This is a genomic window from Streptomyces sp. NBC_00989, assembly GCF_045162655.1.
In the GTDB taxonomy this organism is placed as follows: Bacteria; Actinomycetota; Actinomycetes; order Streptomycetales; family Streptomycetaceae; genus Streptomyces.
The window spans coordinates 6420827-6447723 of the sequence record NZ_CP108728.1 but is presented as its reverse complement, the minus strand read 5'-3'; the positions used below and the strand labels follow the sequence as shown (position 1 = coordinate 6447723).

General features: G+C 69.9%; 26 protein-coding genes and 2 pseudogenes. 17 read left to right on the top strand and 11 right to left on the bottom strand.

The genetic code is table 11. The features are described 5' to 3' along the window. Positions 1–43: 43 nt before the first annotated feature. Positions 44–805 (bottom strand): metallophosphoesterase family protein, encoded by a 762-nt coding sequence (locus OG714_RS28705; RefSeq protein WP_406125233.1) that lies wholly within the window; start codon positions 803–805, stop codon positions 44–46. Continuing rightward, positions 802–3660 (bottom strand): FAD-binding and (Fe-S)-binding domain-containing protein, encoded by a 2859-nt coding sequence (locus tag OG714_RS28700; RefSeq protein WP_406125232.1) that lies wholly within the window; start codon positions 3658–3660, stop codon positions 802–804. The genes OG714_RS28705 and OG714_RS28700 overlap by 4 nt, the downstream gene beginning before the upstream one ends. A 267-nt stretch (positions 3661–3927) precedes the next feature. On the opposite strand from OG714_RS28700, the gene OG714_RS28695 reads away from it, so the two are divergent. The 8 genes from OG714_RS28695 to OG714_RS28660 all read left to right on the top strand — a co-directional run bounded on the left by OG714_RS28695 (position 3928) and on the right by OG714_RS28660 (position 11938). Further along, the gene (locus OG714_RS28695; RefSeq protein WP_406125230.1) at positions 3928–5730 is read left to right on the top strand and encodes an ATP-binding protein; all 1803 of its coding nucleotides are present in this window, start codon (positions 3928–3930) and stop codon (positions 5728–5730) included. Then, on the top strand, positions 5727–6131 hold the full coding sequence (locus OG714_RS28690) for a roadblock/LC7 domain-containing protein (protein WP_406125229.1): 405 nt from the start codon (positions 5727–5729) through the stop codon (positions 6129–6131). The genes OG714_RS28695 and OG714_RS28690 overlap by 4 nt, the downstream gene beginning before the upstream one ends. Beyond that, complete coding sequence (locus tag OG714_RS28685; RefSeq protein WP_406125227.1) at positions 6131–6475, top strand: DUF742 domain-containing protein; 345 nt, start codon at positions 6131–6133, stop codon at positions 6473–6475. Before OG714_RS28690 ends, OG714_RS28685 begins: the two co-directional genes overlap by 1 nt. After that, positions 6456–7109, top strand: coding sequence for a GTP-binding protein (locus OG714_RS28680; protein WP_406125226.1), 654 nt, complete (start codon positions 6456–6458; stop codon positions 7107–7109). Before OG714_RS28685 ends, OG714_RS28680 begins: the two co-directional genes overlap by 20 nt. Continuing rightward, positions 7106–8311, top strand: coding sequence for a cytochrome P450 (locus tag OG714_RS28675; protein ID WP_406125224.1), 1206 nt, complete (start codon positions 7106–7108; stop codon positions 8309–8311). Before OG714_RS28680 ends, OG714_RS28675 begins: the two co-directional genes overlap by 4 nt. A gap of 83 nt (positions 8312–8394) precedes the next feature. Further along, a complete protein-coding gene (locus OG714_RS28670; protein ID WP_406125222.1) occupies positions 8395–9642 on the top strand; it encodes a cytochrome P450 in 1248 nt (415 codons plus the stop codon). A gap of 110 nt (positions 9643–9752) precedes the next feature. Next, complete coding sequence (serC, locus tag OG714_RS28665) at positions 9753–10871, top strand: phosphoserine transaminase (protein ID WP_406125220.1); 1119 nt, start codon at positions 9753–9755, stop codon at positions 10869–10871. A gap of 254 nt (positions 10872–11125) precedes the next feature. Beyond that, positions 11126–11938 (top strand): acyl carrier protein, encoded by an 813-nt coding sequence (locus OG714_RS28660; RefSeq protein WP_406125218.1) that lies wholly within the window; start codon positions 11126–11128, stop codon positions 11936–11938. Positions 11939–11956: 18 nt separating this feature from the next. Here the strand turns inward: OG714_RS28660 and OG714_RS28655 are convergent, their stop codons facing one another. Continuing rightward, positions 11957–12070: a DUF397 domain-containing protein gene (locus OG714_RS28655; RefSeq protein ID WP_406125217.1), complete on the bottom strand. Its 114-nt coding sequence runs from the start codon at positions 12068–12070 to the stop codon at positions 11957–11959. 195 nt (positions 12071–12265) lie between these two features. On the opposite strand from OG714_RS28655, the gene OG714_RS28650 reads away from it, so the two are divergent. Continuing rightward, a complete protein-coding gene (locus OG714_RS28650) occupies positions 12266–12943 on the top strand; it encodes a hypothetical protein (RefSeq protein ID WP_406125215.1) in 678 nt (225 codons plus the stop codon). A 93-nt stretch (positions 12944–13036) separates the two neighbouring features. Here OG714_RS28650 and OG714_RS28645 read toward each other — a convergent pair whose 3' ends face one another. Continuing rightward, positions 13037–13453, bottom strand: a complete 417-nt coding sequence (locus OG714_RS28645) for a hypothetical protein (RefSeq protein WP_406125213.1) — start codon at positions 13451–13453, stop codon at positions 13037–13039. 329 nt (positions 13454–13782) lie between these two features. Between OG714_RS28645 and OG714_RS28640 the strand changes: the two genes are divergently transcribed. Beyond that, a complete protein-coding gene (locus OG714_RS28640) occupies positions 13783–14577 on the top strand; it encodes an SDR family oxidoreductase (RefSeq protein ID WP_406125212.1) in 795 nt (264 codons plus the stop codon). A gap of 60 nt (positions 14578–14637) precedes the next feature. Further along, a complete protein-coding gene (locus OG714_RS28635) occupies positions 14638–14976 on the top strand; it encodes a transposase (protein ID WP_406131989.1) in 339 nt (112 codons plus the stop codon). A gap of 82 nt (positions 14977–15058) precedes the next feature. Here OG714_RS28635 and OG714_RS28630 read toward each other — a convergent pair. After that, positions 15059–15439 (bottom strand): annotated as a pseudogene (locus OG714_RS28630) (hypothetical protein); the annotation flags it as partial. Positions 15440–15506: 67 nt separating this feature from the next. On the opposite strand from OG714_RS28630, the gene OG714_RS28625 reads away from it, so the two are divergent. Beyond that, entirely contained in the window at positions 15507–15689 is a 183-nt protein-coding gene (locus OG714_RS28625; RefSeq protein WP_406125210.1) for a hypothetical protein, read from the top strand. A gap of 111 nt (positions 15690–15800) precedes the next feature. Here the strand turns inward: OG714_RS28625 and OG714_RS28620 are convergent, their stop codons facing one another. The 3 genes from OG714_RS28620 to OG714_RS28610 form a co-directional block, all read right to left on the bottom strand. Beyond that, on the bottom strand, positions 15801–17357 hold the full coding sequence (locus OG714_RS28620) for a cellulase family glycosylhydrolase (RefSeq protein ID WP_406131988.1): 1557 nt from the start codon (positions 17355–17357) through the stop codon (positions 15801–15803). 144 nt (positions 17358–17501) lie between these two features. Then, positions 17502–18419 carry an ABC transporter permease gene (locus tag OG714_RS28615; RefSeq protein WP_406125209.1) on the bottom strand — a complete coding sequence of 306 codons (918 nt, stop codon included), beginning with the start codon at positions 18417–18419 and terminating at the stop codon, positions 17502–17504. Continuing rightward, complete coding sequence (locus OG714_RS28610; RefSeq protein WP_406125207.1) at positions 18416–19426, bottom strand: ATP-binding cassette domain-containing protein; 1011 nt, start codon at positions 19424–19426, stop codon at positions 18416–18418. The genes OG714_RS28615 and OG714_RS28610 overlap by 4 nt, the downstream gene beginning before the upstream one ends. A 94-nt stretch (positions 19427–19520) precedes the next feature. On the opposite strand from OG714_RS28610, the gene OG714_RS28605 reads away from it, so the two are divergent. Then, entirely contained in the window at positions 19521–20345 is an 825-nt protein-coding gene (locus tag OG714_RS28605) for a TetR/AcrR family transcriptional regulator (protein WP_406125205.1), read from the top strand. Here OG714_RS28605 and OG714_RS28600 read toward each other — a convergent pair. After that, on the bottom strand, positions 20326–21324 hold the full coding sequence (locus OG714_RS28600; RefSeq protein ID WP_406125204.1) for a WD40 repeat domain-containing protein: 999 nt from the start codon (positions 21322–21324) through the stop codon (positions 20326–20328). The two genes, OG714_RS28605 and OG714_RS28600, sit on opposite strands and share 20 nt — an antisense overlap. Positions 21325–21423: 99 nt before the next feature. Between OG714_RS28600 and OG714_RS28595 the strand changes: the two are divergent. The 3 genes and pseudogenes from OG714_RS28595 to OG714_RS28585 all read left to right on the top strand — a co-directional run. Next, positions 21424–22089: pseudogene (locus OG714_RS28595) on the top strand (SGNH/GDSL hydrolase family protein); the annotation flags it as partial. Positions 22090–22434: 345 nt separating this feature from the next. After that, positions 22435–23028: a Uma2 family endonuclease gene (locus OG714_RS28590; RefSeq protein ID WP_406125202.1), complete on the top strand. Its 594-nt coding sequence runs from the start codon at positions 22435–22437 to the stop codon at positions 23026–23028. 44 nt (positions 23029–23072) lie between these two features. Further along, positions 23073–24065, top strand: a complete 993-nt coding sequence (locus OG714_RS28585) for an aldo/keto reductase (RefSeq protein ID WP_406125200.1) — start codon at positions 23073–23075, stop codon at positions 24063–24065. Positions 24066–24352: 287 nt separating this feature from the next. Here the strand turns inward: OG714_RS28585 and thpR are convergent, their stop codons facing one another. Then, complete coding sequence (gene thpR, locus OG714_RS28580; RefSeq protein WP_406125198.1) at positions 24353–24922, bottom strand: RNA 2',3'-cyclic phosphodiesterase; 570 nt, start codon at positions 24920–24922, stop codon at positions 24353–24355. Between the two features lie 45 nt (positions 24923–24967). On the opposite strand from thpR, the gene OG714_RS28575 reads away from it, so the two are divergent. Continuing rightward, complete coding sequence (locus OG714_RS28575) at positions 24968–25480, top strand: GNAT family N-acetyltransferase (RefSeq protein WP_406131986.1); 513 nt, start codon at positions 24968–24970, stop codon at positions 25478–25480. Between the two features lie 40 nt (positions 25481–25520). Here OG714_RS28575 and OG714_RS28570 read toward each other — a convergent pair whose 3' ends face one another. Next, the gene (locus tag OG714_RS28570) at positions 25521–26792 is read right to left on the bottom strand and encodes an MFS transporter (RefSeq protein WP_406125197.1); all 1272 of its coding nucleotides are present in this window, start codon (positions 26790–26792) and stop codon (positions 25521–25523) included. Positions 26793–26897: the final 105 nt, after the last annotated feature.

Below are 26897 nucleotides of genomic sequence, written 5' to 3'. Positions count from 1 at the left end.
CCCTGGCTGATCGAGACCGTGGTCGAACGGCCAGCCTAGGCAGTCACCCGCGCCCGTCCCGGGGTCCGAAGGTCTCCAGTGCCTCCGTGTCCGACGCCCGCGCGTTGAGGAAGTAGTCCGCCCACTCGGCGATCTCCGGGTAGTCGCATTCGCGGGTGAGGCGGGTGATCGCCGCCGGGATGTCGTACGGCGTCACGCGCAGGTCCGTGCCCGGGCCGAGCAGGCACCAGTGGGCGCCGGGGCGGCCGTAGGGCATGCCGATGCTGCCCGGGTTGACGATCAGGCGGCCGTGGGCGAGGCGGATGTACGGCATGTGGGTGTGGCCGCAGACGATCGTGCGGATGTCGTCGTCGAGGCCGGTGAGGACCTCTGTCCAGCGGGCGGGGCGGGAGTCGACCAGGACGATCTCCTCGTCGTCCCGGGGAGTCGCGTGGCAGAAGAGGACCTTGCCCAGGCCGCGGACCGGGAGTGTCAGGGTCTTGGGGAGGGCCGCCAGGAAGTCGATCTGGTCGGCGCGGAGGGCGGTCGCCGCGTAGGGGCCGATCGGGTCGGGGATCTCGTCGCGTTCGCCTCTGCGGTACTCGACCAGTTCGCGGTCCGCGTTGCCCGCGATCCACAGCACCCGGTCGGACTGTTCGCGCAACAGGTCCACCACTTCCGCGGGTTGGGGGCCCGCCGTGATGTCGCCGGTGAGGACGATGCGGTCGGCGGCGGCCACCTCCGGTTCGGCGAGGACCGCTTCCAGGGCGGGGAGCACTCCGTGGATGTCGGAGAGGACGGCGACTTGGCGCAGTTCGTCGGTCACTTCTCCTCTCCTTCCAGCGCGTCCGCCAGCACCTCCGCGAGGTGCCGGCCCCTCACCCCGGCCAACTGTTCCAGCTGCGTACGGCACGAGAAGCCGTCCGCCAGGACCACCGTGCCCTCCGGTGCCTGTCGTACCGCCGGGAGCAGTTGTTCCTCCGCGCAGGCCGCCGAGACCTCGTAGTGCCCCTTCTCGAAGCCGAAGTTGCCCGCCAACCCGCAGCAGCCGCCCGCCAGTTCGCCGGTCAGGCCCGCTGCCGTGCGCAGGCGGCGGTCGGAGGCGTCGCCCAGTACCGCGTGCTGGTGGCAGTGGGTCTGGCCGACCGTCGGGCGGTCGATGCGGGGCGGGGTCCAGTCGGGGGCGAGGCGTTCCAGTGCCTCGGCGAAGGTGAGGACCGAGGCGGCCAGGCGGGCCGCGCGGGGGTCGTCGGGCAGCAGCTCGGGGAGGTCCGTGCGGAGGGCCGCCGCGCAGCTCGGTTCCAGGACGACGATGTGCGGAGTGCCCGCGCCGCGCCCGAAGCCCAGGTCCAGCAGCGTGCTCATCGCGTCCAGCGTGCGGCCCATCACCTCGCGGGCTCGGTCGAGTTGCCCCGTCGACACATAGGTCAGTCCGCAGCAGACCGGCCTGCTCATGGTCACCGGAACGACTCCCAGCCCCGCCGCCTCCAACACCCGCACCGCCGCCTGCCCGACCGCCGGCGAGAGGTGTTCCGTGAAGGTGTCCGGCCACAGGAAGACATGCCCCCGCGTGGGCGTCTCCTCGTATGCGACCCCCGCACGCATGCTCCGCCGCGTCGCCGCCCTCGCCTCCCGCCGCCACGCCCTCGTGAACGTCACCCCCGCCACCCGCGGAATCCCCCGCTCCCCCGCGATCCCGCCCAGCCGCTTCGCCACCGCCGCCAACGGCCGTACGGAAGCGAGGGAGTTGACCAGCCACGCCGTCCGGGTGCGCTCCACCAGCCGTAGCCAGCGCGGCAGCCGGCCCATCGCGTAGTGGGCCGCGGGCCTGCGTCGGCCCTTGTAGTGGTGGTGCAGGAACTCCGCCTTGTACGTGGCCATGTCGACCCCGACCGGGCAGTCCGTGCGGCAGCCCTTGCAGGAAAGGCACAGGTCCAGCGCGTCACGAACCTCGGTCGACTGCCAGCCGTCGGTGACCAGTTCGCCCGCGAGCATCTCGTGGAGGAGTCGGGCACGCCCGCGTGTGGAGTGCGCCTCCTCGCCCGTCGCGCGGAACGACGGGCACATCACCGAAGGCCCGTTCACCTCCGTCGTACGGCACTTGGCCACTCCCACGCACCGCCGTACCGCCGCCGAGAAGTCGCCGCCGTCTGACGGGTAGCCGAACACCACGTCCACCGGTTCGCGGGGCAGGACCGAGAAGCGGAGGTTCGAGTCGAGCGGGGCGGGCCTCACCAGCATCCCGGGGTTGAGGAGGTCGTCCGGGTCCCAGACTCCCTTCACCTGCTCGAACAACGTCACCATCTCGGCGCCGTACATCTTCGGGAGGAGTTCCGCGCGGGCCTGGCCGTCCCCGTGTTCGCCGGAGAGCGAGCCGCCGTGCGCGGTCACCAACTCGGCCAGTTCCTCGGAGAATCGGCGGAAGCGGGCCACCCCCGCCTCCGTCAGCAGGTCGAAGTCGATGCGGACGTGGATGCAGCCGTCCCCGAAGTGGCCGTACGGCGTGCCCCGTAGGTCGTGTGTTCCGAGCAGGCTCCTGAAGTCCCGCAGATATGGGCCCAGTCGAGCCGGAGGTACCGCGCAGTCCTCCCAGCCCGGCCATGCCTCCGAGCCGTCCGGCATCCGCGTCGCCGTGCCGCTCGCGTCCTCGCGGATGCGCCACAGCGCTCGTTGGCCCGAAGGGTCGGTCACCACCAGGGAGTCGAGGACGTCGGCCGCGCGGACGATGGTCTCGGCACGCGCGCGTGCCTCCGCCTCCGTGTCGCCGCCGGTCTCGACGAACAGCCAGGCGCCGCCCCGGGGGAGGTCGGCCGTGGAGCGGACCAGGTCGGCCGCCATGCCCTCGACGGTCAGCGGCCCGTGGACCAGCAGGCCCGCCGCCGCCTCCGCCGCCGCGCTCTCGTCGGCGTAGGCCAGCACCGCGAGGGCACGCGCGCGGGGTGCCTCGACGAGTCGTACGACGGCCTCCGTGAGGATGCCCAGCGTGCCCTCGCTGCCGCAGAACGAGCGGGCGACGTCCGCGCCCTTCTCGGGGAGGAGGGCGTCCAGGGCGTAGCCCGAGATACGGCGGGGGAGGTCCGGGAAGCCGGTGCGCAGGCGGGCCAACTCGGCCTCCACCAGCGGGCGCAGGCCCTCCGGGGCGCCCGCCCAGTCGCGGCCGAGGCGCAGAAGATCCCCCCTCGCGGTGAGCACGGTCAGCTCGCTCACGCTGTCCGCCGTGGTGCCCCAGGCGACCGAGTGGGAGCCGCAGGAGTTGTTGCCGATCATGCCGCCGAGGGTGCAGCGGCTGTGGGTCGAGGGGTCGGGGCCGAAGCGCAACCCGTGGGGGGCGGCGGCCTGTTGGAGGTGGTCGAGGACCAGGCCGGGCTGGACGACCGCCGTACGGGAGGCGGGGTCCAGGGACACCAGGCCGGTCATGTGGCGGGTGAAGTCGAGGACCACGCCCGTGCCCGTCGCCTGGCCGGCGATCGACGTGCCGCCGCCGCGCGCCACCACCGGCACCCCGTGCGCCCGGCAGGCCGCCAGCGTCGCCGCCACGTCGTCGGCGTCACGGGGCGCGACGACACCGAGGGGGACGCGTCGGTAGTTGGACGCGTCCATCGTCATCAGCGCCCGGGACGTGACGTCGAAACCCACCTCGCCCCGGACGGTCCTGCGCAGCTCCGCCTCAAGATCCGCCATGCCCCCAGCATGCACCCGACCACTGACAGTGACCGTCCGGCATCTGGCGAAACGTTCCGGGAAACTTCGCGCCCACAGAGCACCGATTCCGTAAACGCATCCAGAACCTCCCCAGTTCGATCACTAACTCTCATATAGTGTCCGCCAGTTGAGCACCCGGAGTCGCTTCTCGCCCAGGAACCCGACGAGCACCCCCCGAGGACACGACCGAGGACGACTGAGGACCACGACCAAAGACGCCCGAGGACCCGACCGAGGACCCCCTTCATGACCGCCCCCATACTTCCCGGCGAACGACCCACCTTCCGCACCATCGCCCCCGCCCCTGTGTTCACCGCCGTGCTGGCCGGGCTCGCGGTCGCCGGCGCGGTCTATGTGACGCCCGACGCGAAGCGCCTCGCGGTCGCCTGCGGTGCCGGTGCCGCCGCGCTGCTGCTGTGCGCGGCCGTCGCGCTCGCCGCGCACGCGTACCAGACGGCCCGGATCACCCGCCGCCGCCTGGAGGCCGTCACCCTGGACGCGGGGCGGCTGCTGCAGGAACGGGCCCGGCTGAGCACGGACTTCGACCGGGAGCGCGTGCAGCTGACCGAGGAGCTGACCCACGAGCGGGCCCGGCTGACCGCGGAACTCTCGCAGGAACGCGCCCGGTTGACCTCCGACTTCTCCCAGGAGCGGATGCGGCTCACCACCTCCTTCGCGGAGGAGCGCGGCCGCCTCACACAGGAGAGCGAGCTGGAGCGCGCCCGCCTCACCGCCGAGAACAAGCAGCTGTCCGAGCGGGCCCGCCGGGACTCCCACGAGCGGGCCGCCGCGCTCTCCGCGACCGCCAACGCGGCGGGCCGTATGCAGGCGTTGGCCACCGGCATGCTCGCCGACCTGCGCGCCATGGAGGAGCGGCACTCGGACGAGGACGTCCTCGCCGACCTGCTCCACCTCGACCACCGCACCGCGCAGGCGGGCCGTCTCGCCGACTCCGTCGCCGTCCTCACGGGCGCCCGCTCGGGCCGCCGCTGGGCCCGTCCCATCGCCATGGAGTCGATCCTGCGCGGCGCGATGGGCCGCATCAGCGGCTATCAACGCGTGCGCGTGCACTCCGCGAGCGACACCGCCGTCGCCGGGCACGCGGCCGAGGGCGTGATGCACGCGCTCGCCGAACTCCTCGACAACGCCGCGAACTTCTCGCCGCCGAGCGCCGAAGTGCACGTCTACGTAGAAGAAGTGCCCGCCGGGGTCATCCTCTCGGTGGAGGACAGCGGCCTGGTCATGGGCGACATCCAACTGCGCCGCGCCGAGCGCGCCGTCTCCGGCGACTCCACCGAACTGGGCGGCCTCACCGGCACCCGGCTCGGCCTCGCGGTCGTCGGCCGGCTGGCCCGCAAGTACGGCCTGAAGGTGTCGTACCGGCCCTCCGCGCGGGGTGGCACGGGCGTCCTGATGCTCGTACCGCAGGACATCCTGGTGCCCCAGGACGCGCCGGCGCCCCAGGAGTCCCTCGCCCTGCCCGAGCCCCCGGCCGCGCTGCCGAAGCCCGAGCCGGAAACCGTGCCGGAACCGGTCGTCGTGGATCCGCCGTGGGTGTCCTACTCCGCCGGGCGCACCCTCGCCGACCTGGACCCGGACCCGGTGCCCACGCACGAGTCGCCGGACCGCGGCGCCCTGGCCGACGCGGTGACGGACGTAGCGAACGCCCTGCCCGAAGGGCTGCCCAAGCGGCGCCGGGGGCAGGCCCTCGCGGAGGCCGAGCGCGCACGCGCGCGTGCGGAGTCCCCCGCCCCCGAGCCGCGCCCCGCGCCCTCGGCCGACGACACCCTCGCGCGGACCGTCCGCTTCAACAGCTTCCGCCAGGCCGTACGCGAAGCGGCGACCGACCGGGAGCCCGTCACCCAGGGCACGCCCGTGCCGGACCCCGACACGGACACCGGGATCGACGCGTACACGGACCCGTACGCGTACACGGAGCGCCCCGCGACACCTGAACCGGCCGCGTCACCCGATGAATCGGCCGTATCACTGGAGCCCCTCATCGCCACCCCCTCCCACCCGCACCCGGAAGGCAACCCCACCTCATGACCGGCACGACGACCGCCGACGAGAAGCTCACCTGGCTCATCGAGGGCCTTCTGGAGCGCACCCCGGGCGCGCGGCACGCGCTCGTGCTGTCCCGGGACGGCCTGAAGCTGTGCCGGACGCCCGAACTCTCCGTCGACCAGGCCGACCAGCTCGCCGCGATCGCCGCCGGGATCCAGTCGCTGTCGCACGGCGCGTCGGTGGAGTTCGGGGACGGCACCGGGGGTGTGCGCTCCGCGATGACGGAGTTCTACGGCGGGGTGCTGTTCATCGTCGAGGCGGGCGAGGGCGCCCACCTGGCCCTCGTCACCACCGAGGACGCGGACGCGGGTCTGATCGGGCACAACATGAGCGAGCTGGTCGAACAGCTCGGCGAGCACCTGCGCGCGGAACCGCGTACGTGATGAGCCGCCCCGGCAGGGACGACTCACCCGACCGCCTCTACACGCTCACCGGAGGCCGCGCCCGTTCCGGACCGGACAGCCCGTTCGACCTGGTGACCCTCGTGGTCGCCGAGTGCGATCCGGTGACCGGGATGCAGTCGGAGCACGCGGCGATCCTGCGGATCACCGAACACCCCACGGCCGTCGTCGAGTTGGCGGCCGAACTGAAACTCCCGGTGTCCATCACCAAGATCCTCCTCTCCGACCTTCTCGCGGCCGGCCGGGTCAGCGCCCGCCATCCGCGCAAGGCCGATCTCGATCCCGACGTCCTGGAACAGGTGCTCGTTGGACTCCGCAACCTCTGACGCGCGCACCCCCTTGGGTGCCTCCGCCGACAACGGCCTGAAGATCGTGGTCGTCGGCGGCTTCGGCGTCGGCAAGACCACGCTGGTCCGCTCGGTCAGCGAGATACGTCCCCTCAACACCGAGGAGACGATGACGAAGGCCGGCGAGGCCGTCGACGACATCAGCGAGGTGCGCGGCAAGTCCGCGACCACCGTCGCCTTCGACTTCGGCCGCATCACGCTCGACGCCCGCAACGTGCTGTACCTGTTCGGCGCCCCCGGCCAGGAGAGGTTCTGGTTCCTCTGGGACCGCCTGTTCTCCGGGACGCTCGGCGCGGTCGTCCTCGTCGACACCCGCCGGATCGGCGACTCCTGGTACGCCATCGACCGCCTCGAACACCACGGCACCCCCTTCATCGTGGCCTGCAACGACTTCGGCGGCCCCACCTACGCCCCGCAGCAGATCCGCGAGGCCCTCGACCTCGACCCGCACGTCCCCCTCCTGGACTGCGACGCCCGATCCCGCGCGTCCGCGAAACAGGTCCTGATCACCCTGGTCGAGCACGTCAAGGACCAACACAGCAAGGGCCGTTACGACGGCCAGGGCCCCGCCCGCCCCCAAGTCCCCGCCACCCACCAGGAGTTGGCCCTGTGACCGCGCCCGTACCGCTGAGTGGACCCAGGTTCCAGACCGAACCGGCGCAGCTGTACCGGGAGATGCGGCGCGAGCACGGCTCCGTGACCCCCGTGGTGCTCGACGGCGACATCCCGGCCTGGCTGGTGCTCGGCTACCGCGAGCTGCACCAAGTCACCGGCGATCCCGTGCTGTTCAGCCGGGACTCCGACCTGTGGAACCAGTGGGACGGCATCCCCGACGACTGGCCGCTGCTGCCGATGATCGGCCGCAAGCAGCCGTCGATCCTCTACACGGTCGGCGAACGGCACCGCGAGCGCGTCGGCATGATCAGCGACGCGCTGGAGGCCGTCGACCCGTCCGAACTCCGGTCGTACACCGAGAAGTTCGCCGACGAGCTGATCGACGGCATCTGCGCCAAGGGCGAGACGGACATCGTCGGCGACTACGCGATGCTGCTGCCGGTACGGGTCCTTGCCCGGCTCTACGGCTTCCGGGACGAGCAGGGTCCGGGGCTGGTGACCGCGCTCAACGACATGATCGACGGACGTGACCGCGCGATCGCCGGGCAGACCCATCTGGCCACGTCCATGGGGGAGTTGCTGGCCGCCCGGAAGGCGGCGCCGGCCGACGACGTCGTGTCGAGGATGCTCACGCACACCTCCGGCTTCAACGACGTGGAGATCGCCCAGGACCTGATGGTGATGATGGCGGCGGGCCACCAGCCGACCGCCGACTGGATCGGCAACTCGCTGCGCCTGATGCTGACCGACGACCGTTTCGCGGCCTCCCTCTTCGGCGGCCGCAACAGTGTCGCCGAGGCGATGAACGAGGTCCTCTGGGAGGACACCCCGACGCAGAACGTGGCCGGCCGCTGGGCCTCCCGCGACACCCAGCTCGGCGGGCGCCGCATCCGCGCCGGCGACCTGCTCCTCCTCGGCCTCCAGGGCGCCAACTCCGACCCCCAGGTCCGCACCGACGGCTCCGCCCTCACCGGCGGCAACAACGCGCACTTCTCCTTCGGGCACGGGGAGCACCGGTGTCCGTTCCCGGCGCAGGAGGTGGCTGAGGTGATCGCGCGGACGGGCATCGAGGTCGTGCTGGACCGCCTCCCGGACATCGACCTGGCGGTACCGGCCGAGTCCCTCACACGGCGGCCCTCGCCGTGGCTCAGAGGCCTGACCGAACTGCCGGTGCGGTTCACACCCGTCGCCGCGCTCTGAGTTCCGAGATCCGAGTTCCGTCCCTTGAGCCCTGCCCCTGCCCTTCCTTTGAGCCCAGCCCCTGCCTTTGGAGGCACTCCCGCATGAGCACCGGTACCGAAGAGACCCGTATCGTCCTCGACCCCTTCGTCGGCGACCTGGACGGCGAGAGCGCCAGGCTTCGCGCGGCCGGTCCGCTGGCCGCCGTAGAACTGCCCGGTGGTGTGCCCGTGTGGGCGGTGACGCATCACGCCGAGGCGAAACAGCTGCTCACGGACCCGCGGCTGGTGAAGGACATCAACGTCTGGGGCGCCTGGCAGCGCGGCGAGATCCTCGCGGACTGGCCGCTGATCGGGCTGGCGAACCCGGGCCGTTCGATGCTGACCGTGGACGGCGCGGACCACCGCCGGATGCGCACGCTGGTCGCGCAGGCGCTCACCCCGCGCCGGGTGGAGCAGATGCGGGAGCGGATCGCGAAGCGAACGGAGGACCTGCTCAACGGAGTTGAGTCCGGCACGTCAGGCGAGTCCGGCGGGGGTGAAGTCGTAGACCTGAAGGCGGCGTTCGCGTACCCGCTCCCCATGTACGTCATCGCCGACCTCATGGGCATAGCGGAGGACCAACTCCCGCGCCTGAAGGAGCTGTTCGAGAAGTTCTTCTCGACGCAGACGCCGCCGGCGGAGGTCATCGCGACGCTCATGGAACTCGCGGGGATCATGGCGGAGACGGTCGCGGCCAAGCGCGCGGAGCCCGGCGACGACCTGACCTCGGCGCTGATCCTGGCCTCCGAGGACGGCGACCACCTCACGGACGAGGAGATCGTCTCCACGCTCCAGCTGATGGTCGCGGCCGGCCATGAGACGACCATCTCGCTGATCGTCAACGCGGTCGTCAACCTCTCGACGCACCCCGTCCAGCGCGCCCTGGTCCTGGCCGGCGAGGCCGACTGGTCCTCGGTGATCGAGGAGACGCTGCGCCACTCGACGCCCACCTCGCACGTCCTGATCCGCTTCGCCACGGAGGACGTCCAGGTCGGCGACAAGGTCCTCCCGGCCGGGGACGCGCTGATCGTGTCGTACGCCGCGCTCGGCCGCGACGAGCAGGCCCACGGCCCGACGGCGGGCGAGTTCGACATCACCCGCACCAGCGAGAACCGCCACATCTCCTTCGGCCACGGCCCGCACGTCTGCCCCGGCGCGGCGCTGTCCCGCCTGGAGGCGGGAGTGGCGCTCCCAGCCCTCTACGAGCGCTTCCCGCACCTGGACCTGGCGGTCCCGGCGAGCGAGCTCCGCAACAAGCCGGTGGTGACGCAGAACGACATCTTCGAGCTGCCGGTGCGGCTGACGCCGTAGACCGCCGTCTGTGATCGCCGTCGATCACCGTCTGTCCACAGGCCGGAGCGGTCGTCTCATCGAACGGACGCGTTTCCGTCCGGTTTCACCGAGGAGATACGCTCCGGCTCGTGGCTGATATCCAGATTCCCGCTGACATCAAGCCCGCCGACGGACGTTTCGGCGCTGGCCCCTCCAAGGTGCGGACGGAGGCGCTGGACGCGCTGGCCGCCACCGGTACGTCTCTGCTCGGTACGTCCCACCGCCAGGCCCCGGTCAAGAACCTGGTCGGCAAGGTGCGTGAGGGCGTCTCCGCGCTGTTCTCGCTGCCCGAGGGCTACGAGGTCGTCCTCGGCAACGGCGGTTCGACGGCCTTCTGGGACGTCGCGACCCACGGCCTGATCGACAACAAGTCCCAGCACCTGACCTTCGGCGAGTTCAGCTCGAAGTTCGCGAAGGCCGCCAAGCTGGCGCCGTGGCTGGCCGAGCCGACGGTCATCTCCTCCGACCCCGGCACGCACCCGGAGCCGGCCGCCGAGGCGGGCGTGGACGTGTACGCGTACACGCACAACGAGACGTCGACGGGTGTGGCCGCTCCCATCAAGCGCGTGGCGGGCGCCGACGAGGGCGCGCTGGTCCTCGTCGACGCGACGTCGGGCGCGGGCGGCATCCCGGTCGACATCGCCGAGACGGACGTCTACTACTTCGCCCCGCAGAAGTCCTTCGCCTCCGACGGCGGCCTGTGGATCGGCGTCTTCTCCCCGGCCGCGATCGAGCGCGCGGAGCGTATCCACGCGTCCGGCCGCCACGTGCCGGAGTTCTTCTCGCTCCCCACGGCGATCGACAACTCCCGCAAGAACCAGACGTACAACACCCCTGCCCTGTCCACCCTGTTCCTCCTCAACGAGCAGCTTGAGTGGATCAACGGCCAGGGCGGCCTGGCCTGGTCGACGGCCCGCACGAAGGACTCGTCGAGCCGCCTGTACAGCTGGGCGGAGGAGTCGAAGTACGCGACCCCGTTCGTGTCCGACCCCACCAAGCGCTCGCAGGTCATCGGCACGATCGACTTCGCCGACGAGATCGACGCGGCGGCCGTGGCCAAGGTCCTGCGCGCCAACGGCATCGTCGACACCGAGCCCTACCGCAAGCTCGGCCGCAACCAGCTCCGCGTGGCGATGTTCCCGGCGATCGACCCGGCGGACGTCGAGGCGCTGACGAAGTGCATCGACTACGTCATCGAGAAGCTGTAGTCGTTTTCGCTACGACGATGAGGGGCGCCCCGCGGATCGACCGCTGGGCGCCTTTCGTCGTCGTAGGGCAATGCGGGGCAGCGTGCGGCCGACGTCCAGGTGAACCCGGAACCCGGACAAAACCCCCGCACACCACAGCCGCGTAACAGCGAACACACAGCGAACAACTCCCGCCCCACCCCGCCGGTCGAACTCGACGCGTCGCACACCTGCGGCGCAACTCCTCGCCTCCCGACCGAAGTTGGAGTTGCCCCATGCCCAGGAAGTCCCTGCCGACGCGGCTCGCCGCCACCGCCGCGCTGCTGCTCGCCACCGGCGCTCTGTCCGCGCCGGCCGCCTCCGCGACACCCTCGGACGCCTCCCCCGGCGACGCGTACCTGCTGACCGTGACCACCAACCCGGCCGGCACCAACTACCAGGAACGGCACGTCGACGTCACCGGCACCGTCACCAAGGCGGACGGCACCCCGGCGCCCAACATCCCCGTCACTCTCCAGGAAGTCGTCCAGTTCACGACCTGGAACCCGTGGGGCGACCCGATCGACCCCAACTACTACGAGCCCCGCGACCTGGGCAAGCCGGTCACCGACGCCAACGGGAAGTTCACGATCCCTGACGTCGACATCGACCACACGGGCGGCAGCAGCCTGCTCAACGTCCAGCACGACGTGCACATCACCGCCCTCTACGACGAGGACGGCGACCTCAACACCCCGCAGGACGGCTACTTCGCGGAGACCACGGTGGCCGCCAACACCCGTTCCAGCTCGCTCAGTTACTCGGTCAACAAGAAGAAGGTGAAGGCGGGCGACATCCTCACCGTCCAGGGCAAGGTCACCCTCCCCAAGGGCGTCGAGCCCCAGGGCACGGAGGTCTTCCTGCAGACCTACTGGGAGCAGCAGTCCCACGTGAAGGTGACGGCCGAGGACGACGGCTTCTTCGTGATGTCGGTACGCGTCTCCAGCTACGACGACACGTTCACGCTGCGCTCGGCTCCGACGGATTTGTACGTGGCCGGGGCTGTACAGAAGCTGCCGATCACCAATACGTCGTTGCCCCGGGGGTAGTTGGGGCCCCTGCCCTGTTCAGAGGTGCCGGACGAAGCTGCGCCAGGTTTCGCGGGAGACGGTGAGGAGGGGGGCGCCGTCTTCCGGGTGCTTGCTGTCGCGGATGGCGCGGCCATGTTCCGGCGACTTCATGAGGCGACGACCCGCCTGCTCACGCGCCCAACTCCCTTGAGCGACAAGGAGTTTGCGCAAGAAGTCCGGGCGCCCGACCCCTACGTATGGCGGCTCCCGCCCGTCACACTTCCGTAAGACAGGCATCGCCCGCTTCCCCGAACGTGTCTGTTAGCGTCCGCGCGACCCCTCGAAGATCCGTAACAGGAGACGCAGATGGATATCGCCCTCATCCTCGCGAGCGGCATCGCCTGGACGATCGTGTACATCCAAGCGATCCGCGTCGGGTTCCGCGACCGCACCTACGCCATGCCGGCCGTGGTGCTGGGTCTGAACTTCGCGTGGGAGTGGACGTACGCGGTGCAGAACCTGGCCTTCGATCCGTCGGTGCAGGGCGGCATCAACCTGGTGTGGGGCATCGCCGACGCGGTCATCGTGTACACGTTCTTCCGGTACGGGCGCGCCGAGTTCCCGTCGTTCGTCACGGCGCGGATGTTCGCCGGCCTGAGCGTGCTGCTGTTCGGTATGTCGTTCGCCGTGCAGTGGCTGTTCCTGGCGAAGTTCGGCGCGGAGGACGGGGCCGGCTACTCGGCGTTCCTCCAGAACCTGCTGATGTCCGCCCTGTTCATCGCGATGTTCGTCGCACGGCGCGGGCTGCGCGGACAGTCGGTGACGATCGCGGTGGCCAAGTGGCTCGGCACGCTCGCGCCGACGATCCTCTTCGGCGCCCTCCAGCACAACGGGTTCCTGCTCGGGCTCGGCATCATGTGCGGCGTGCTCGACCTGGTCTACGTCTGGTTGTGCGTGGGGGCGAAGCGGGACGGCGGCGTGGGTGACGTACCCGAGCCCCGCGCCGTGACGAACCGGGCCTACAGCGCGCCCATGGAGGCATGACCGATCCGAACACCCTTTCCTGCAAGGGGTGTTGGTACCGATGACGCACAGGCCGACGCGGACGCCGACGGACTGCGGACTACGGACTACGGACTACGATCTGGCGATCTCCTGCCGGAGCCGGTGGGTGAAGCGGCGCAGCAGGTCCAACGTCTCCCGGAACTCCGCCCGGCGGTCGTCCCTGCCGTCGGTGGGCCGGGTGCTCCAGACCCGGCGCGCGAGAGCATCGGCGAGTTCGACGGTGTCGTCGGCACAGAGCAGGTAGAGGGCCGAGCGCGCTTCCTGGAGCTGGTTCGCCAACTCGTTGGCCCCGGGACCGTCGTCGCTCAGCCGTGTGTCCTTCAGGTGGTCCAGCAGCTGAACCACGGCCGTGTTGAAGCCGATCCCGGCTCTGAGCTTCTGCTCGCGGAGCCACATCCGGTCCTGCCGGCGCGCACTGAACCACGAACCGAACACCGCCCCCATGAGTCCGATGGCAGCCCCGATGGCCACGGCCAGGATGTTCTCCACGGTCAACTCCCCTGCCGACAACGACGAACAGCGCCGCCAGGCAGGCTACGGGCGCCCTTGCTGACGCCCTAGATGACACCCCGGACTTCACCAGTCGCGGGGAGCGGGTCGCGCCCCGCTGAAGGCCAAGGACCGCTTACTCGCCATCACAAGCAGGTGTTCGTCGGCTCCCTGCGTGGTGACCGGCTCGGCGGGCGCGTCGTACGGGCGAGGGCAGGGGCTGATCCGCTTGCTTGGAGTGCACTCCACGGCCATAGCGTCGAGACAGCTGAACCGAACACCCGACGCGTCGACACGTCATCCCGCACGACCAACGAGAAAGACGGCAAGTGGTGGACAACCAATTCACAACACATGCAGAACTCTTCGATCTGCGTGGAAAGCGGGCGCTCGTCACCGGTGGCACCAGAGGCATCGGGATGATGATCGCGCGTGGCCTTCTCCAGGCGGGCGTCCGCGTGGTCATCAGCTCACGCGACGCGGAAGCGTGCGCTCAGGCGCAGGAACAGCTGTCCACATTCGGTGAGGTGCGGGCCATCCCCGCCGACCTGTCCCGCCACGACGAGTGTCGGCGACTGTCCGACCTCGTCACCGCCGACTCGGAGCGTCTCGACATCCTCGTCAACAACGCGGGTGCCATATGGGACGAGCCGCTGGCGACGTTCCCGGACGCGGCCTGGGACACGGTCGTCGACCTCAACCTGAAGTCGCCGTTCTGGCTGGTCCAGGCGCTGCTGCCCGCGCTTCGCAAGGCGGGCAGCGCCGACGATCCCGCGCGGATCATCAACATCGGCAGCATCGCCGCCATCCACATCCCCCAGCGGCACAACTACTCGTACTCCAGCAGCAAGGCCGCACTGCATCAACTCACCAGAGTGCTCGCCAAGGAACTGGGACCGCAGCACGTCACCGTGAACGCCGTGGCGCCGGGACCGTTCCCGTCGACGATGATGGCCGCAACCCTCGATGAGTTCGGCGAGGCGATCGCGGCGTCGGCCCCACTACGCCGGATCGGCCGCGACGACGACATGGCGGGTGTCGCCGTGTTCCTCGCCAGCCGGGCAGGCGCATACCTGACGGGCGCCGTGATCCCCGTCGACGGCGGCATCGCCACAACCGCGTAGCCCGCCTGGGGTCTGTTGCAGAAGTTGGTCTCGATCGTTGGTGATCATGTCCTGCGGGACGTGGGGATCCGACGAACGGCCAGTGGGCCCGACTTGAGCCGCTGTTGCCGCGAGGCATCAAGTCGGGCCGTCCGCCGGACGGGTGCTCCCTGGCGTGACGTGCCGGAACGCCACGGGCCGTGGGACCGGGTCAATGACCTGTTCCGGCGCCGGCAGCGCGATGGCACCTGGGCCCGGATCGTCACTCAGCTGGAGGCCGAGGCGGATGCCAAGCGCCTGATCACCTGGGACGTGAACACGGCCGCCCAAGTCCGACAAGGACTACTACAAGCAGCGGCACACGGTCGAGTGCGGGATCAACCACCTCAAGCGCCACCGGGCCGTAGCCACGAGGTATGACAAGCTCGCGGTCCGCTACGAGGCGACCGTGCTGGTCGCAGTCCTCAACGAGTGGCTGTGACCAGCACTTTCACAACAGACCCTAGCCCTCGCCACCCGCATTGGTCAGCGCGTCCACGATCATGCGGGTGGCGAAGTCGGGGTTGTCGGCGATGCGGTTGATGTGTTCCGCGAGCAGGAACGCCGTGGCCTCCAGCGGAGTCATCTCCTCCTTGGTCCAGTCGCCGTACTGCTGACGCCACAGGTTGGGGCTCAGTTCGGTACCCGCGGCGATCACCAGGCCGGCCATCATCGGGATGACCTCGGGGGGACAACTCCTGGGCATCATCCGCATCGTGGCCACGAGGGTGGGCACCACGTACTCGATGACGTCCTTGCCCTCGCTCTCGTGGGCCTTCCTCAGCCACGTCATGAACATATAGATGAGCGTGCACGCGCCGCCCACCAGCCCATCGGGCCCGAGGCAACAAGCCAAGAAGTCGCACCAACCACCCCGCGAGCCAAGGCCGTTCGCCTGGTTGGATCCGAACGTGGACGACACGCTGTGGAACAGACTGCCGCCGAAGGCCCAGGCCGAGGTGGACGGGCTCATCGCCGCGGGCCGCAACATCCAGGCCATCATGGTCATGCGCGAACGAACCGGCCTGCCGCGGCCCGAACTGCGCGACTGCATTGATCTGCTGGCGTGGCGGCATGGGGCGCTGGGCGAATAGGCGGTGCTTGCGATGCTCGGCTCGCCGCGCAACTCCTGCGCCGGGTCGGCCCATTCGCCAACGCCGGTGAAGTGGTTGAAGAGGACCCCGTCCCGTAGTCCTCTCACCCCTTCACCCCGCCGTACAACTAACCCCCGGCACACCCCCACCCCCCGGAGCACCCCCGAACCCGAAACTCGCCGAACCCCCCACCCCCACACTCCCGTTGTGATCCGCGTTCACCGCGGTCACGCTCGCCCCGCTCTGGGTGTACGACGCGTTCCACATGCTCGTGACCTGCTGAGCTCCGGTCCAAGTCCACGTCACCTTCCAGGACTTGAGCGCCACGGTGCCCGTGTTCGTCACCGTCACGCCGGCGTTGAAGCCGCTGCCCCAGTCGCTGGTGACGGTGTAGGTCGCCGAGCAGGCGGCCGTGCTTCCGCCGCCGCCTCCGTCTCCCCCGCCCGTCCCCGTCCCCGTGCTCGGAAACCCGGCCGCCTTGACGCTCGCCAGGTAGCCGTCCTTCACCGTGTCCACGGTCAGCCAGTCGTCCTTCAGGATGCCGCCCGTGTCACCGGAGTTGGGGTTCCACGACCAGAAGGTCCAGGAGAAGGTGTCCGCGCCGTACGTCGATGTCGGGCGGAGGTAACTCACCAGCGCCGCGAGCCACTTCTGGTCCACCGTCGACGCCAGCGTCGTGCCGAACTCGCCCACCCACACCGGCGCGATGTTCTGCCGGAAGAGGTAGCCCCAGTACTTGTCCCACACCCCGGGCATGTTCGCCGGGAAGGTCGGATCGCTGAACCAGCTCTGCTGGGCCACGCTCGTCGCGTAGTCGTGGGCGGAGTACACGACCCGGTTCGGGACGTTCAGCTCCACCGGGTACTGGCCCGCGCCCATCAAGTTGCCGCCCCACCAACCGGATACGCCGGCGTACGTCTGCACGCCCTCGACGAAGATCAGCAGGGCGGGGTTGACCGACAGCACCGCGTTGCCCGCGCGTTCCGCCGCCAGGCGCCAGTCCGTCGCGACGTCACCGCAGCCCCAACACGCGGGATCGTGCGGCTCGTTGTGGAGGTCGATGCCGATGACCGTGGGCTGGCCCGCGTAACGCGTCGCCAGGGAGCGGAGGTTGGCGATCCACGTCGACTCCGGTACCGCCGACGTGTACCAGAGCGCCGACTGGGCCGACGCGTCCGGGCGGTGCCGGTCGAGGATGACCTTCAGGCCGTCCTGGCCGGCGTAGGCGACGAGTTTGTCCATGATCTGGAGGGAGTTGAGGCCCTGGAGGTCGGCGTTCTTGCCGCTGGAGAAGTCGATGCTGTTGGGGACCGTGCCGGACTTGAAGATGTCGTCGCTGTAGGGGAGGCGGATGGTGTTGTAGCCCAGCGACTTCATCTGGTCGATCATGCTCTTGTAGTCGCGTGACCAGAGGCCGTGCACAACGTAGTTGGCGGTCTCGAAGCCGAACCAGTTGATCCCGGCGATACGGACCGGCTGCCCGGCCGCGTCCAGGATCTGGCGGCCGCTGGTGTGCCAATAGCCGGCGCCGGGCGCGTCCGCCGCACTCACCGCATCAGCCGCGTGAGCCGAATCAGCCGCGTGAGCCGTGCGGACACCGGCCAGCGGCAGCAACAGCGCCGCGGCGACCACACACAGCGTTCTACTCAACCCGCGGAACCGGAACATGGGAGACATGAGGGACATCTCGCTGCTTCCTCTCGGGAGGCGCGGGCCCGGAACCGGTGGGAGCGCTCCCACCACCCTGCGCCTCCCATGGAAGCCACCTAACGTGGACACGTCAAGGCAACGGACGCCGACAGTCGCCTACGGCTATCGGCTCAGCCTGCGGAACCTCCGTACCGCCAGCGGAAGGAACAGCAGCGTCAGCGCCGCCGGCCATGCCCCCGCGAGCAGCAAGGCGTGCTGTTCCGGCCAGGACGTGCCCTGCCCCGTCGGCGCCCCGAAGAGCGCCCGTGTCGCGCCCGCCGTGGACGAGAGCGGGTTCCAGAGGGCGGCCTGGCCGAGCCAGTGGGGCATCTGGGTCGGGGAGACGTAGATGCTGGAGATCATCGTCAGCGGGAAGACGATCGCGAACAGGCCGCCCACCTGCTCGGGGCCCGGGAGCAACAGCCCCAGCCACACGCCCACCCAGATCAGCGCGAAGCGGAGGGCCAGGAGCAGCGCCACCGCCTTCACGAAGTCCAGGCCGAGGCCGATGTCGATACCGATGCCGAGGCCCAGGTGGGGCCCGGCGCCGAACTCCGGGCGCCAGCCCATGCCGTACGCCGTCGCCATCATGATGCCCAACTCCGCGCAGGCGACGATGAGATCGGTCGCGCCGCGCCCCGCGACCACCGCCGACGGCGCCATCGGCATGGAACGGAACCGGTCGATGACGCCCTTCTTCGCGTCGTTCACGAAGATCGTCGCCGTCGACACGAAGCCCATGGCCACCGTCATCACGAACATCCCCGGCATCAGGAACGCCTTGTAGTCGCCGCCGCCCGGCACCCGCATGGCCTTGCCGAAGACATAGCCGTACAGCAGCACGGACAGGATCGGGAAGCCCAACTGCCAGAGGATGCTGACCGGTTGGCGCCGGTAGTGGGTCAGGCCGCGCCGGACGACGTTCCAGCAGTCGGCGATCGTCCAGAAGAAGCGGCCGTGCTGCGGTCGTCTGCGGTACGTCCGTCCGGTCCCCTCCGACGCGGACGTGGACGCGGGCGCCGTCGACGCGCCGCTGCTCATGCCGCCGCCCCCTCGGTCTCCGAGGGCTCGAACTCCGGCTCCCGGGCGGTCGGTTCCTCTTCCGTACGGCGGCCCGTGAGCCGTAGGAACACGTCGTCCAGGCTCGGGCGGCGCAGGCCGATGTCCTCGACCGGGATGCCGTAGTGGTGGAGGTACCGGGCGACCTCGGTGAGCGAGCCCACCCGGTCGGCCACCGGCGCGTGTACCCGCAACTCCCCCATGTCGGCCTCCGGTTGGCCGCCGTGGGCGACCCTCGCGACCGCCTGCAACGCGTAGGGGATGTGGGCCGGTTCGCACAGCACGACCTCGATACGGTCGCCGCCGACGCGGTTCTTGAGTCCGTCGAGGGTGTCGTCGGCGATGGCCCGGCCCTGGTCGATGACGGTGATGCGGGAGGCCAGCCGGTCGGCCTCCTCCAGGTATTGGGTGGTCAGCAGAACGGTGGTGCCGTCGGCCACCAACTGCCGTACCGCTTCCCAGACTTCGCCCCGGCTGCGCGGGTCGAGGCCGGTGGTCGGTTCGTCGAGGAAGAGGACGGCCGGGGCCAGGATCATCGAGGCCGCGAGGTCGAGGCGGCGGCGCATGCCTCCGCTGTAGCCGCCCGCGCCCTTGTCCGCCGCGGCCTCCAGGTCGAACTGGCGCAGGAGTTGGACCGCCCTCAACTTGGCGCGTCTGCGGCCGAGATGGAAGAGGCGGCCGAACATCTCCAGGTTCTGCCGGCCGGTGAGGATCTCGTCGATCGCCGCGTACTGGCCGGTGAGCCCGATCCGGGTACGCACCTGGCGCGGCTGCCGGGCCACGTCGAGACCGGCGACGGTCGCCCGGCCGCCGTCGAGCCGGACCAGCGTGGAGAGGATGCGGACGGCGGTGGTCTTGCCGGCGCCGTTCGGGCCGAGCAGACCGTGCACGGTGCCCTCGCGGACGGCCAGGTCGAAGCCGTCGAGGGCGTGTTTGTCGCCGTAGCGCTTCTGCAGCGCCTCGGCTTCCACGACATAGCCGTCGCTCACACCGATCCCTCCCTCCCGTACCGAACTGCGTGCACCGTATCCGATTGCGCGTACGGTGTACTCGGTTTTCGCCCGGCGACCTAGACTCCCCCACATGACGAGCAAGCCCCCCAATGCGACCTCGAACTCGACGGAGTCCAGCGGCAGCGGTGACATCGGCCGCACCCTCGAACTGCTGTGGGACACCGGCCCCCGCCCCAGCCGCGGGCCGAAACCGGGGCTGTCCGTCGACCGGATCGTGGACGCGGCCATCCGCATCGCGGACGAGGAGGGGCTGGACTCCGTATCCATGCGGCGGGTCGCCACCGACCTCGGCACCGGCGCGATGTCCCTGTACCGGTACGTCCCCGGCAAGGCCGAACTCCTCGACCTCATGCTGGACCGCGTCCGCTTCCCGGACCGCCCCAACGACCGGGAGAGCAGAGGTAGTTGGCGCACGGTGCTGGAGACCGCCGCCCGCGAGGCCCTGGCCGTCCACCGCCGCCACCCCTGGCTGCTGCGCGTCAACCAGTCCCGCCCGCTCCTCGGGCCCCGCGCCCTCGCCACCCTGGAACACCTGCTCGGCCGCATCCGCCCGATGGGCCTGACCGACCCGGAACTCGTCTCGACGGTCGTCATGATCGACGGCTATGTCGTCGGCGCCGCCCGCACCCAGGTCCACCAGGAGGAGGCGGCCCGCAGCACCGGCCTGACCGACGCGGAGTTCTACGGCGCCCAGGTCCCGGCGCTGGAGAAGGCGATGGCGACCGGCGCCTACCCGACGCTCGCGTCCCTCTCCCCCGACACCTTCACCGCCGGCTTCGACCACTTCGAGTTCGGACTCGGGCGCATCCTGGACGGCCTGGAGGTCGTGGTCCACCAGCGCGGCGAGGGCCAACGGATCCGAGAAACGGGTGAGTTCAGCTCTTACGACGCGTGAGTCGCCGTAGCCCGAAGACCGCACCGCAGACGACCACTACGGCCACCGCACCGATCTTCACCTTGCTCCCCGAGCCGCCGTCGCTGTCGCCGCTCGCCGAACTCCCGCCGCCCGAGGGCGACTTGGAGGAGTCCGAACCGCCTCCGGGAGCGTCCTCGGCCTGCACGGGACTGTCGGTTCCCTCACTCCCGTACATGAGCTTGGTGCCGTCCGCCGAGTAGCTGACGGACTCCCCCTGCCCCTGCAACGGCACGTCGAGGCGCCCCTCACGCTTGATCTTCCCGCCGTTCCAGTCGTAGTAGATACCGCCCAAGTAGCCGCGTACGGCGAGCTGTTGGCCGTTGGGCGAGAAGGCGGCGTCGGTGGCCCAGAGGTCCACGGCGGCGATGGGCTTGAAGTAGTTGGTACCGGAGGTGGAGAGCTTCGCCGGGCCCTCGAAGAGATGCCCGCCGTCCTCCTTCTTGTCGATGATGTACACGCGCCCGGTCTTGGGGTGCACGATCAGCGACTCGGCGTTGCGCGCGCCGTCCGAGTACTTCACGACGTACTGCGTCGCCCGGATCGTCTGGTCCTTGAGCACCTTCGGCTCGGGCAGCCTGTAGATCCAGACGTACGGCCAGGTCCCGTCGAGGTTGTCGCCGATGTCGCCGATGTAGATCTCGTTGTGCGGCCCGATGGAGATCGCCTCGACGTCACGCGGCTTGCCGACCCCGCTGAAGGTGACCGTGGCGACCGTCTTGCCAGTGCTGCTGTCGACGGCGTAGATGTACGGGCCGTCGTTGCTGTCGTTGTGCGTCCAGTAGATGCCGGGGTGGAGGTGCGAGGCGGCGAGCCCGCTGGACTCGGTGATCCGGGAGTCGGTGATCGTGAACCCCTTGTCGCCCTTGCCGTCACCGTCGTCGGAGGGTGCTGCGGTTGCGGGCAGGGCGAGCGCGCCGACGAGGAAGCCGGCGCCGAGGAACGCGAGGAAGCGACGCATGCCCCAAGCCTGCCATCCCCCACCGCGCGCCGGTCGGCGTGGTGGGCCTCACACCTCACCCGTTCCGTCGACGGGTGGTTGATCGTCCATCATGAGCGGATGCTCAGGTTCATGCCCGTAGGCGACTCCATGACGATCGGGAGCGCGGGCGAACACACATGGCGTTACCGGATGTGGCAGCACCTGCGCGCGACCTACGGCGGCCCGTTCGCCGTGGTCGGCCCGCGCGAGACGCTGTACGACAAGGCGACGGACACGCCCACGTCGTACGAGTACGCCGACCCCGACTTCCCGCACTTCCACCTCGCCGGCTGGGGCGAGGGCTGGCTGCACATGGCCCCGCTGATCGGCGAGGCGGTGCGCGCGCACCGGGCGGACGTGCTCCTCGTCTCCCTCGGCCTGATCGACCTGGGCTTCTACACGAACGCGGCGCAGACGGCCGACAACATGCGGTCCTTCGTAGCGGCGGCCCGCATCGCGAGACCGTCCGTCCGCATGGTGTTCCTCCCGGTGATCCCGAACGTCCGCGCCCAGACGGACGCCCCCTTCGCCACCGAGGTCGCCCTCTTCAACGAACTCCAGGCGAAGGCGGTCGCCGACCTCGACGACCCCCGCTCCCCTCTCCTCCTGGCCTCCCTCCCGGAGTCGTACGACGTCACCCACGACACATACGACGGCACCCACCCGAACGCGTCCGGCGAGCACAAGATCGCGGGGGCGTTCGCGGGGGCGATGCATCAGGCGTGGGGGGTGGGTGAGGAGTACGGCGACGAGGATGCCGCCGACGACGACGCCGGGTCCCTTACGGCCTCGGGGTTCTCGATGCCCGCGATGTCTTCGATGCCGCCGATGCCCTCGATGACTGAGACGAGGGACGCGGCGCGGTCCCGCACCTCGGGGAGAAGGTCCTCCCACCGGTCATCGCGCCGCCCTAGGTAACCGTCTCCGAACGCCCCTTGAACGGGGGGGGGCAGTTGGGGGTGGCGTTGTTGGCGGCAACCGAATACCGACGGTGACGATGGCGTGATCACTACGTATCCCGGTCACCGTGCGTATCGTTGTACCGCGCGGCTGCACTCGTGTGGAGGGCGGCCGGGGAGGAGCGCCAGGATGACCGTCCTTGAAGACAGGATCGCGATGGCCGACGCCGACGCCAACACCCAGCGCTTGGACGAGTGGTTCGAGCGGCTTGAGCGTATGCCCGTCCCCGAAGGATTCAGGGTCGAGATCGTCGAGGGCAACGTTCACATGACGCCGCAGCGGAACACGCATTGGCAGATCATTCGCCGGATCCTGCGAGCCTTGGAAAAAAGGTTCGGGGAGGATGTCCTGGTCTTCACCGACGTCCGTGTCGATTTCCCCGGCTTCGAGAACGGCTTCTGCCCGGACATCGCCATGCTCAAGGACGGGGCGAAGCCCGACGACACAGGCCACTGGCGCTACCAGGACGTGGAGTTCGTCGCCGAGGTGATCTCCAAGGGCACGGCCGCCAACGACTACGGCCCGAAGAGGACCGCGTACGCGGAAGCCGAGGTCCCCGTCTATGTCATCGCCGACCCCTACCAAGGGCGCTGCCACGTCTACACCGAGCCCAAGGACGGCGACTACGCCGACCCCGTACGCGTGGACTTCGGCACCGACGTCGACCTGACCGGCACGGTGGTCGACCTCGTCCTCAAGACCGACAAGTTCCCCCGCGACTGACCCCCCTTGCATAGAGCGCACTCAAAGTCGTTGGCTAGACACTCATGAAGTACACGCAGCTCGGACGCACGGGACTCAAGGTCAGCCGGCTCGTCCTCGGGACGATGAACTTCGGTCCGCTGACCGACGAGGCGGACAGTCACGCGATCATGGACGCGGCACTGGACGCCGGTATCAACTACTTCGACACCGCCAATGTGTACGGGTGGGGTGAGAACAAGGGGCGGACCGAGGAGATCATCGGCAGCTGGTTCGCCAAGAGCCCCGACCACCGCGACAAGACGGTCCTCGCCACCAAGGTCTACGGCAACATGGCCGCCGACGGCGATGCCTGGCCCAACCACGACAAGCTCTCCGCCGTGAACATCCGGCGCGCCGTGGACGCCAGCCTCAAGCGGCTCCAGACCGACTACATCGACATCTACCAGTTCCACCACGTCGACCGCGCCACCCCCTTCGAGGAGATCTGGCAGGCGATCGACACCCTCATCCAGCAGGGCAAGATCCTTTACGTCGGTTCCTCGAACTTCCCCGGTTACAAGATCGCCCAGGCGAACGAGATCGCGGCCCGCCGCGGCGGCACCATCGGGCTCGTCAGCGAGCAGTGCCTCTACAACCTCGCCGAGCGCCGCGCCGAGATGGAGGTCATCCCGGCCGCGCAGGAGTACGGCCTCGGGGTCATCCCCTGGTCGCCGCTCCAGGGCGGGCTGCTGGGCGGGGTCATCAAGAAGGAGGTCTCGGGCGGGCGCCGGGCGAGCGGCCGGGCCGCCGACACCCTCGCCAACCCGACCTCACGCGCCCAGATCCAGGCCTACGAGGACCTCCTCGACAAGCACGGCATCGAGCCCGGCGAGGCCGCCCTGGCCTGGCTCCTCACCCGCCCCGGCGTCACCGGCCCGATCGTCGGTCCCCGCACCGCCGAACAACTCGACAGCGCGCTGAGGGCCGTAGAGCTGGAACTGAGCGAGGAACTCCTCGGGTCACTGGACGAGATCTTCCCGGGTCCTGGGCCGTCCCCGGAGGCCTTCGCCTGGTAAACGCCGTTCAGGCAAGCGCCCCGTAAGGGGCGCGGGGCTGTGACATTTGCGGCTCCGCCGCGTGGGCGCGACCAGCTCCCGCTGGTGGCAAACGCCGTGAGGACAGCGCCCCTTAAGGGGCGCGGGGAACTGCGCGACCAGCCACACTCGGCCCGCAGCCGACTTTCGACCCGCAGTTCCCCAGTCCTCACTTACCGAGGGCCGCCGCAAGCCCCACGACAACGAACAACAGCACAAGCACACCGGCCATGATCCGGTTCCGGGTTTTCGGGTCCACGTACCCGAGCCTAACCGGCCGCTCCCAGACCCCAGCGGGCGACCGCCTCGTACCGCGGCTGCTCCCCCGGTACGCCCGACCTCGGCAGGTTGCTCCGGACCAACGCCAGTTCGCCCACCGTCCACGCCCGCCCCGCGAAGTCGTCGAGGCGGTCGAGATACGGCCGTACGTCCACCGCCTCCCGACTCCGCGCCAGGGTGAGGTGGGCGCGATAGCGCCGGTGCTCCGCCATCGCCACCCCCGCTTCCCGCGCCGCCGCCTCACACCGGTCGGCCAGCACCCGCAAGGCCCCCGCGTCCTCCACCCCCGCCCACAACGCCCGCCCCTGCCCGAACTCCCCACCCCCGCGCACCGCCAGCCCGAACGGCTCCGTCCGGCGCGCCGCCCGTTCCAGACCGGCCGACAGTTCGGGTACGACGTCCTCGTCGACCTCGCCGTAGAAGGCGAGGGTGAAGTGCCAGCCCGGGCGGCCGGTCCAGCGGAGTTCGTCCGCGCCCGGGAGGCCTCTCAACTCCTTTACCACCGAGGCGAGTTCGGACGTCACGTCCTCCGGGGGCAGTACGGCGGCGAAGAGTCTCATGCGCACCAGACTGCCACTGCCCGCTGGCACCATGGGGTCATGGCTATGGCGATCGGCATCAGGGACGGCGGGCCCGACGACATCCCCGCGATACTCGGCATGCTCGACAGTTCGGTGGCGTGGCTCGTCGCGCAGGGGCGTACCGGGCAGTGGGGCAACACGCCGTGGTCGGCGAATCCGAAGGCCGTGGCGATGGTGGAGCGGTATGTGGCGCAGGGTTCGCCCTACATCGCCGAGGTCGACGGGGTGGCCGCCGGCACGCTCACCCTCACCGACTCCCCCGGGTCGTACGTCGACGCCGTGGACGAGCCCGAGCGGTACGTCCATCTCCTCGCCTCCGACCGCCGGTTCAAGGGTCACGGCGTCGGCAGCGCGCTGCTCGCGCACGCGGTGGAGGAGACGCGGCGGGCCGGGATCTCCCTGCTGCGGGTGGACTGTTACGCGGGGGGCGACCGCAAGCTCGTCGCCTACTACGAGGGCAACGGGTTCACGGCGACCGAGGCGTTCGTCGTCGGGGACGACCAGTGGCCGGGACAGGTGCTGGCCCGGAGGGTGTAGCCAGATGTAGCCATCACCCTCCGGGGCCGCGCCCCAACTCTCAGGCCGCCGCGGTCAGTTGCTCCCGCTCGCGCGGGACGAAGGCCACGCTCGGATGGCCGTGGTTCCAGTCGAACGACAGCCGCAGGTCGCCGATGCGGGCCAGGATCACGCCGATCGTGGCTGCCGCGGCGGCCGCGATGACACCGCCGAGGGCGAAGCTCACCCGGGGGCCGTAGGCGTCGGTGATCCAGCCGACGATCGGTGCGCCCACCGGCGTACCGCCCATGAAGACCATCATGAACAGGGCCATGACGCGGCCGCGCATGGCCGGGTCGGTGCCCATCTGGACGGCGGTGTTGGCCGTGACGTTGACCGTCAGGCCGGCGATGCCGATCGGGATCATGAGGAGGGCGAACAGCCAGTAGGAGGGGGCCACGGCCGCTACGACCTCCAGCAGGCCGAAGGCCGCCGCCGCCGCGATCAGGACGCGTAGGCGGGTAGTGCCCCTGCGGGCGGCGAGGAGGGCGCCGATCAGGGAGCCGACCGCCATCAGGGTGTTGAAGAGGCTGTACGCGCCGGCGCCCGCGTGGAAGATGTCGTCCGCGTAGGCCGACAGCCACACCGGGAAGTTGAAGCCGAACGTGCCGATGAAGCCGACGAGGACGATCGGCCAGATCAGGTCGGGGCGGCCGGCGACATAGTGCAGGCCTTCGCGGAGCTGGCCCTTGCCGCGCGGGGCACGCTTGACGGAGTGCAGGTCGCGGTTGCGCATCAGGAACAGGCTCGCCAACGGCGCCACGAACGACAGGCCGTTGAAGAGGAACGCCCAGCCGGTGCCGACGCCGGTGATCATGACGCCCGCGACGGCGGGGCCGACCAGGCGGGCGGACTGGAAGTTCGCCGAGTTGAGGCTGACCGCGTTCTGCAGCTGCTCGGGGCCGACCATCTCGGAGACGAAGGACTGGCGGGCCGGGTTGTCGACGACCGTGGCGAGGCCGACGGCGAAGGCGGCGACGTAGACGTGCCAGACCTGGACGTGGCCGGAGAGGGTCAGGAAGGCGAGGGCGAGGCCGGTGAGGGCCATCGCGGACTGCGTGACGAGCAGTGTGGGCCGCTTGGGCAGCCGGTCGACGAGGACACCGCCGTAGAGCCCGAAGAGCAGCATCGGCAGAAACTGGAGGGCGGTCGTGATGCCTACGGCGGCGGAGGAGCCGGTGAGGCTGAGGACCAGCCAGTCCTGGGCGATGCGCTGCATCCAGGTGCCGGTGTTGGAGACGACCTGGCCGATGAAGAACAGGCGGTAGTTCCGGATCTTCAGCGAGCTGAACATCGAGGATTTACCGGATGGGGCGGGCGGGGAGTCGGGGGTGGCTGGCGCGGGTGCGGAGTCTGCTCCGGTTCCCGAACTCAAAAGGTCGCCTCCTCTTTCTTTTGC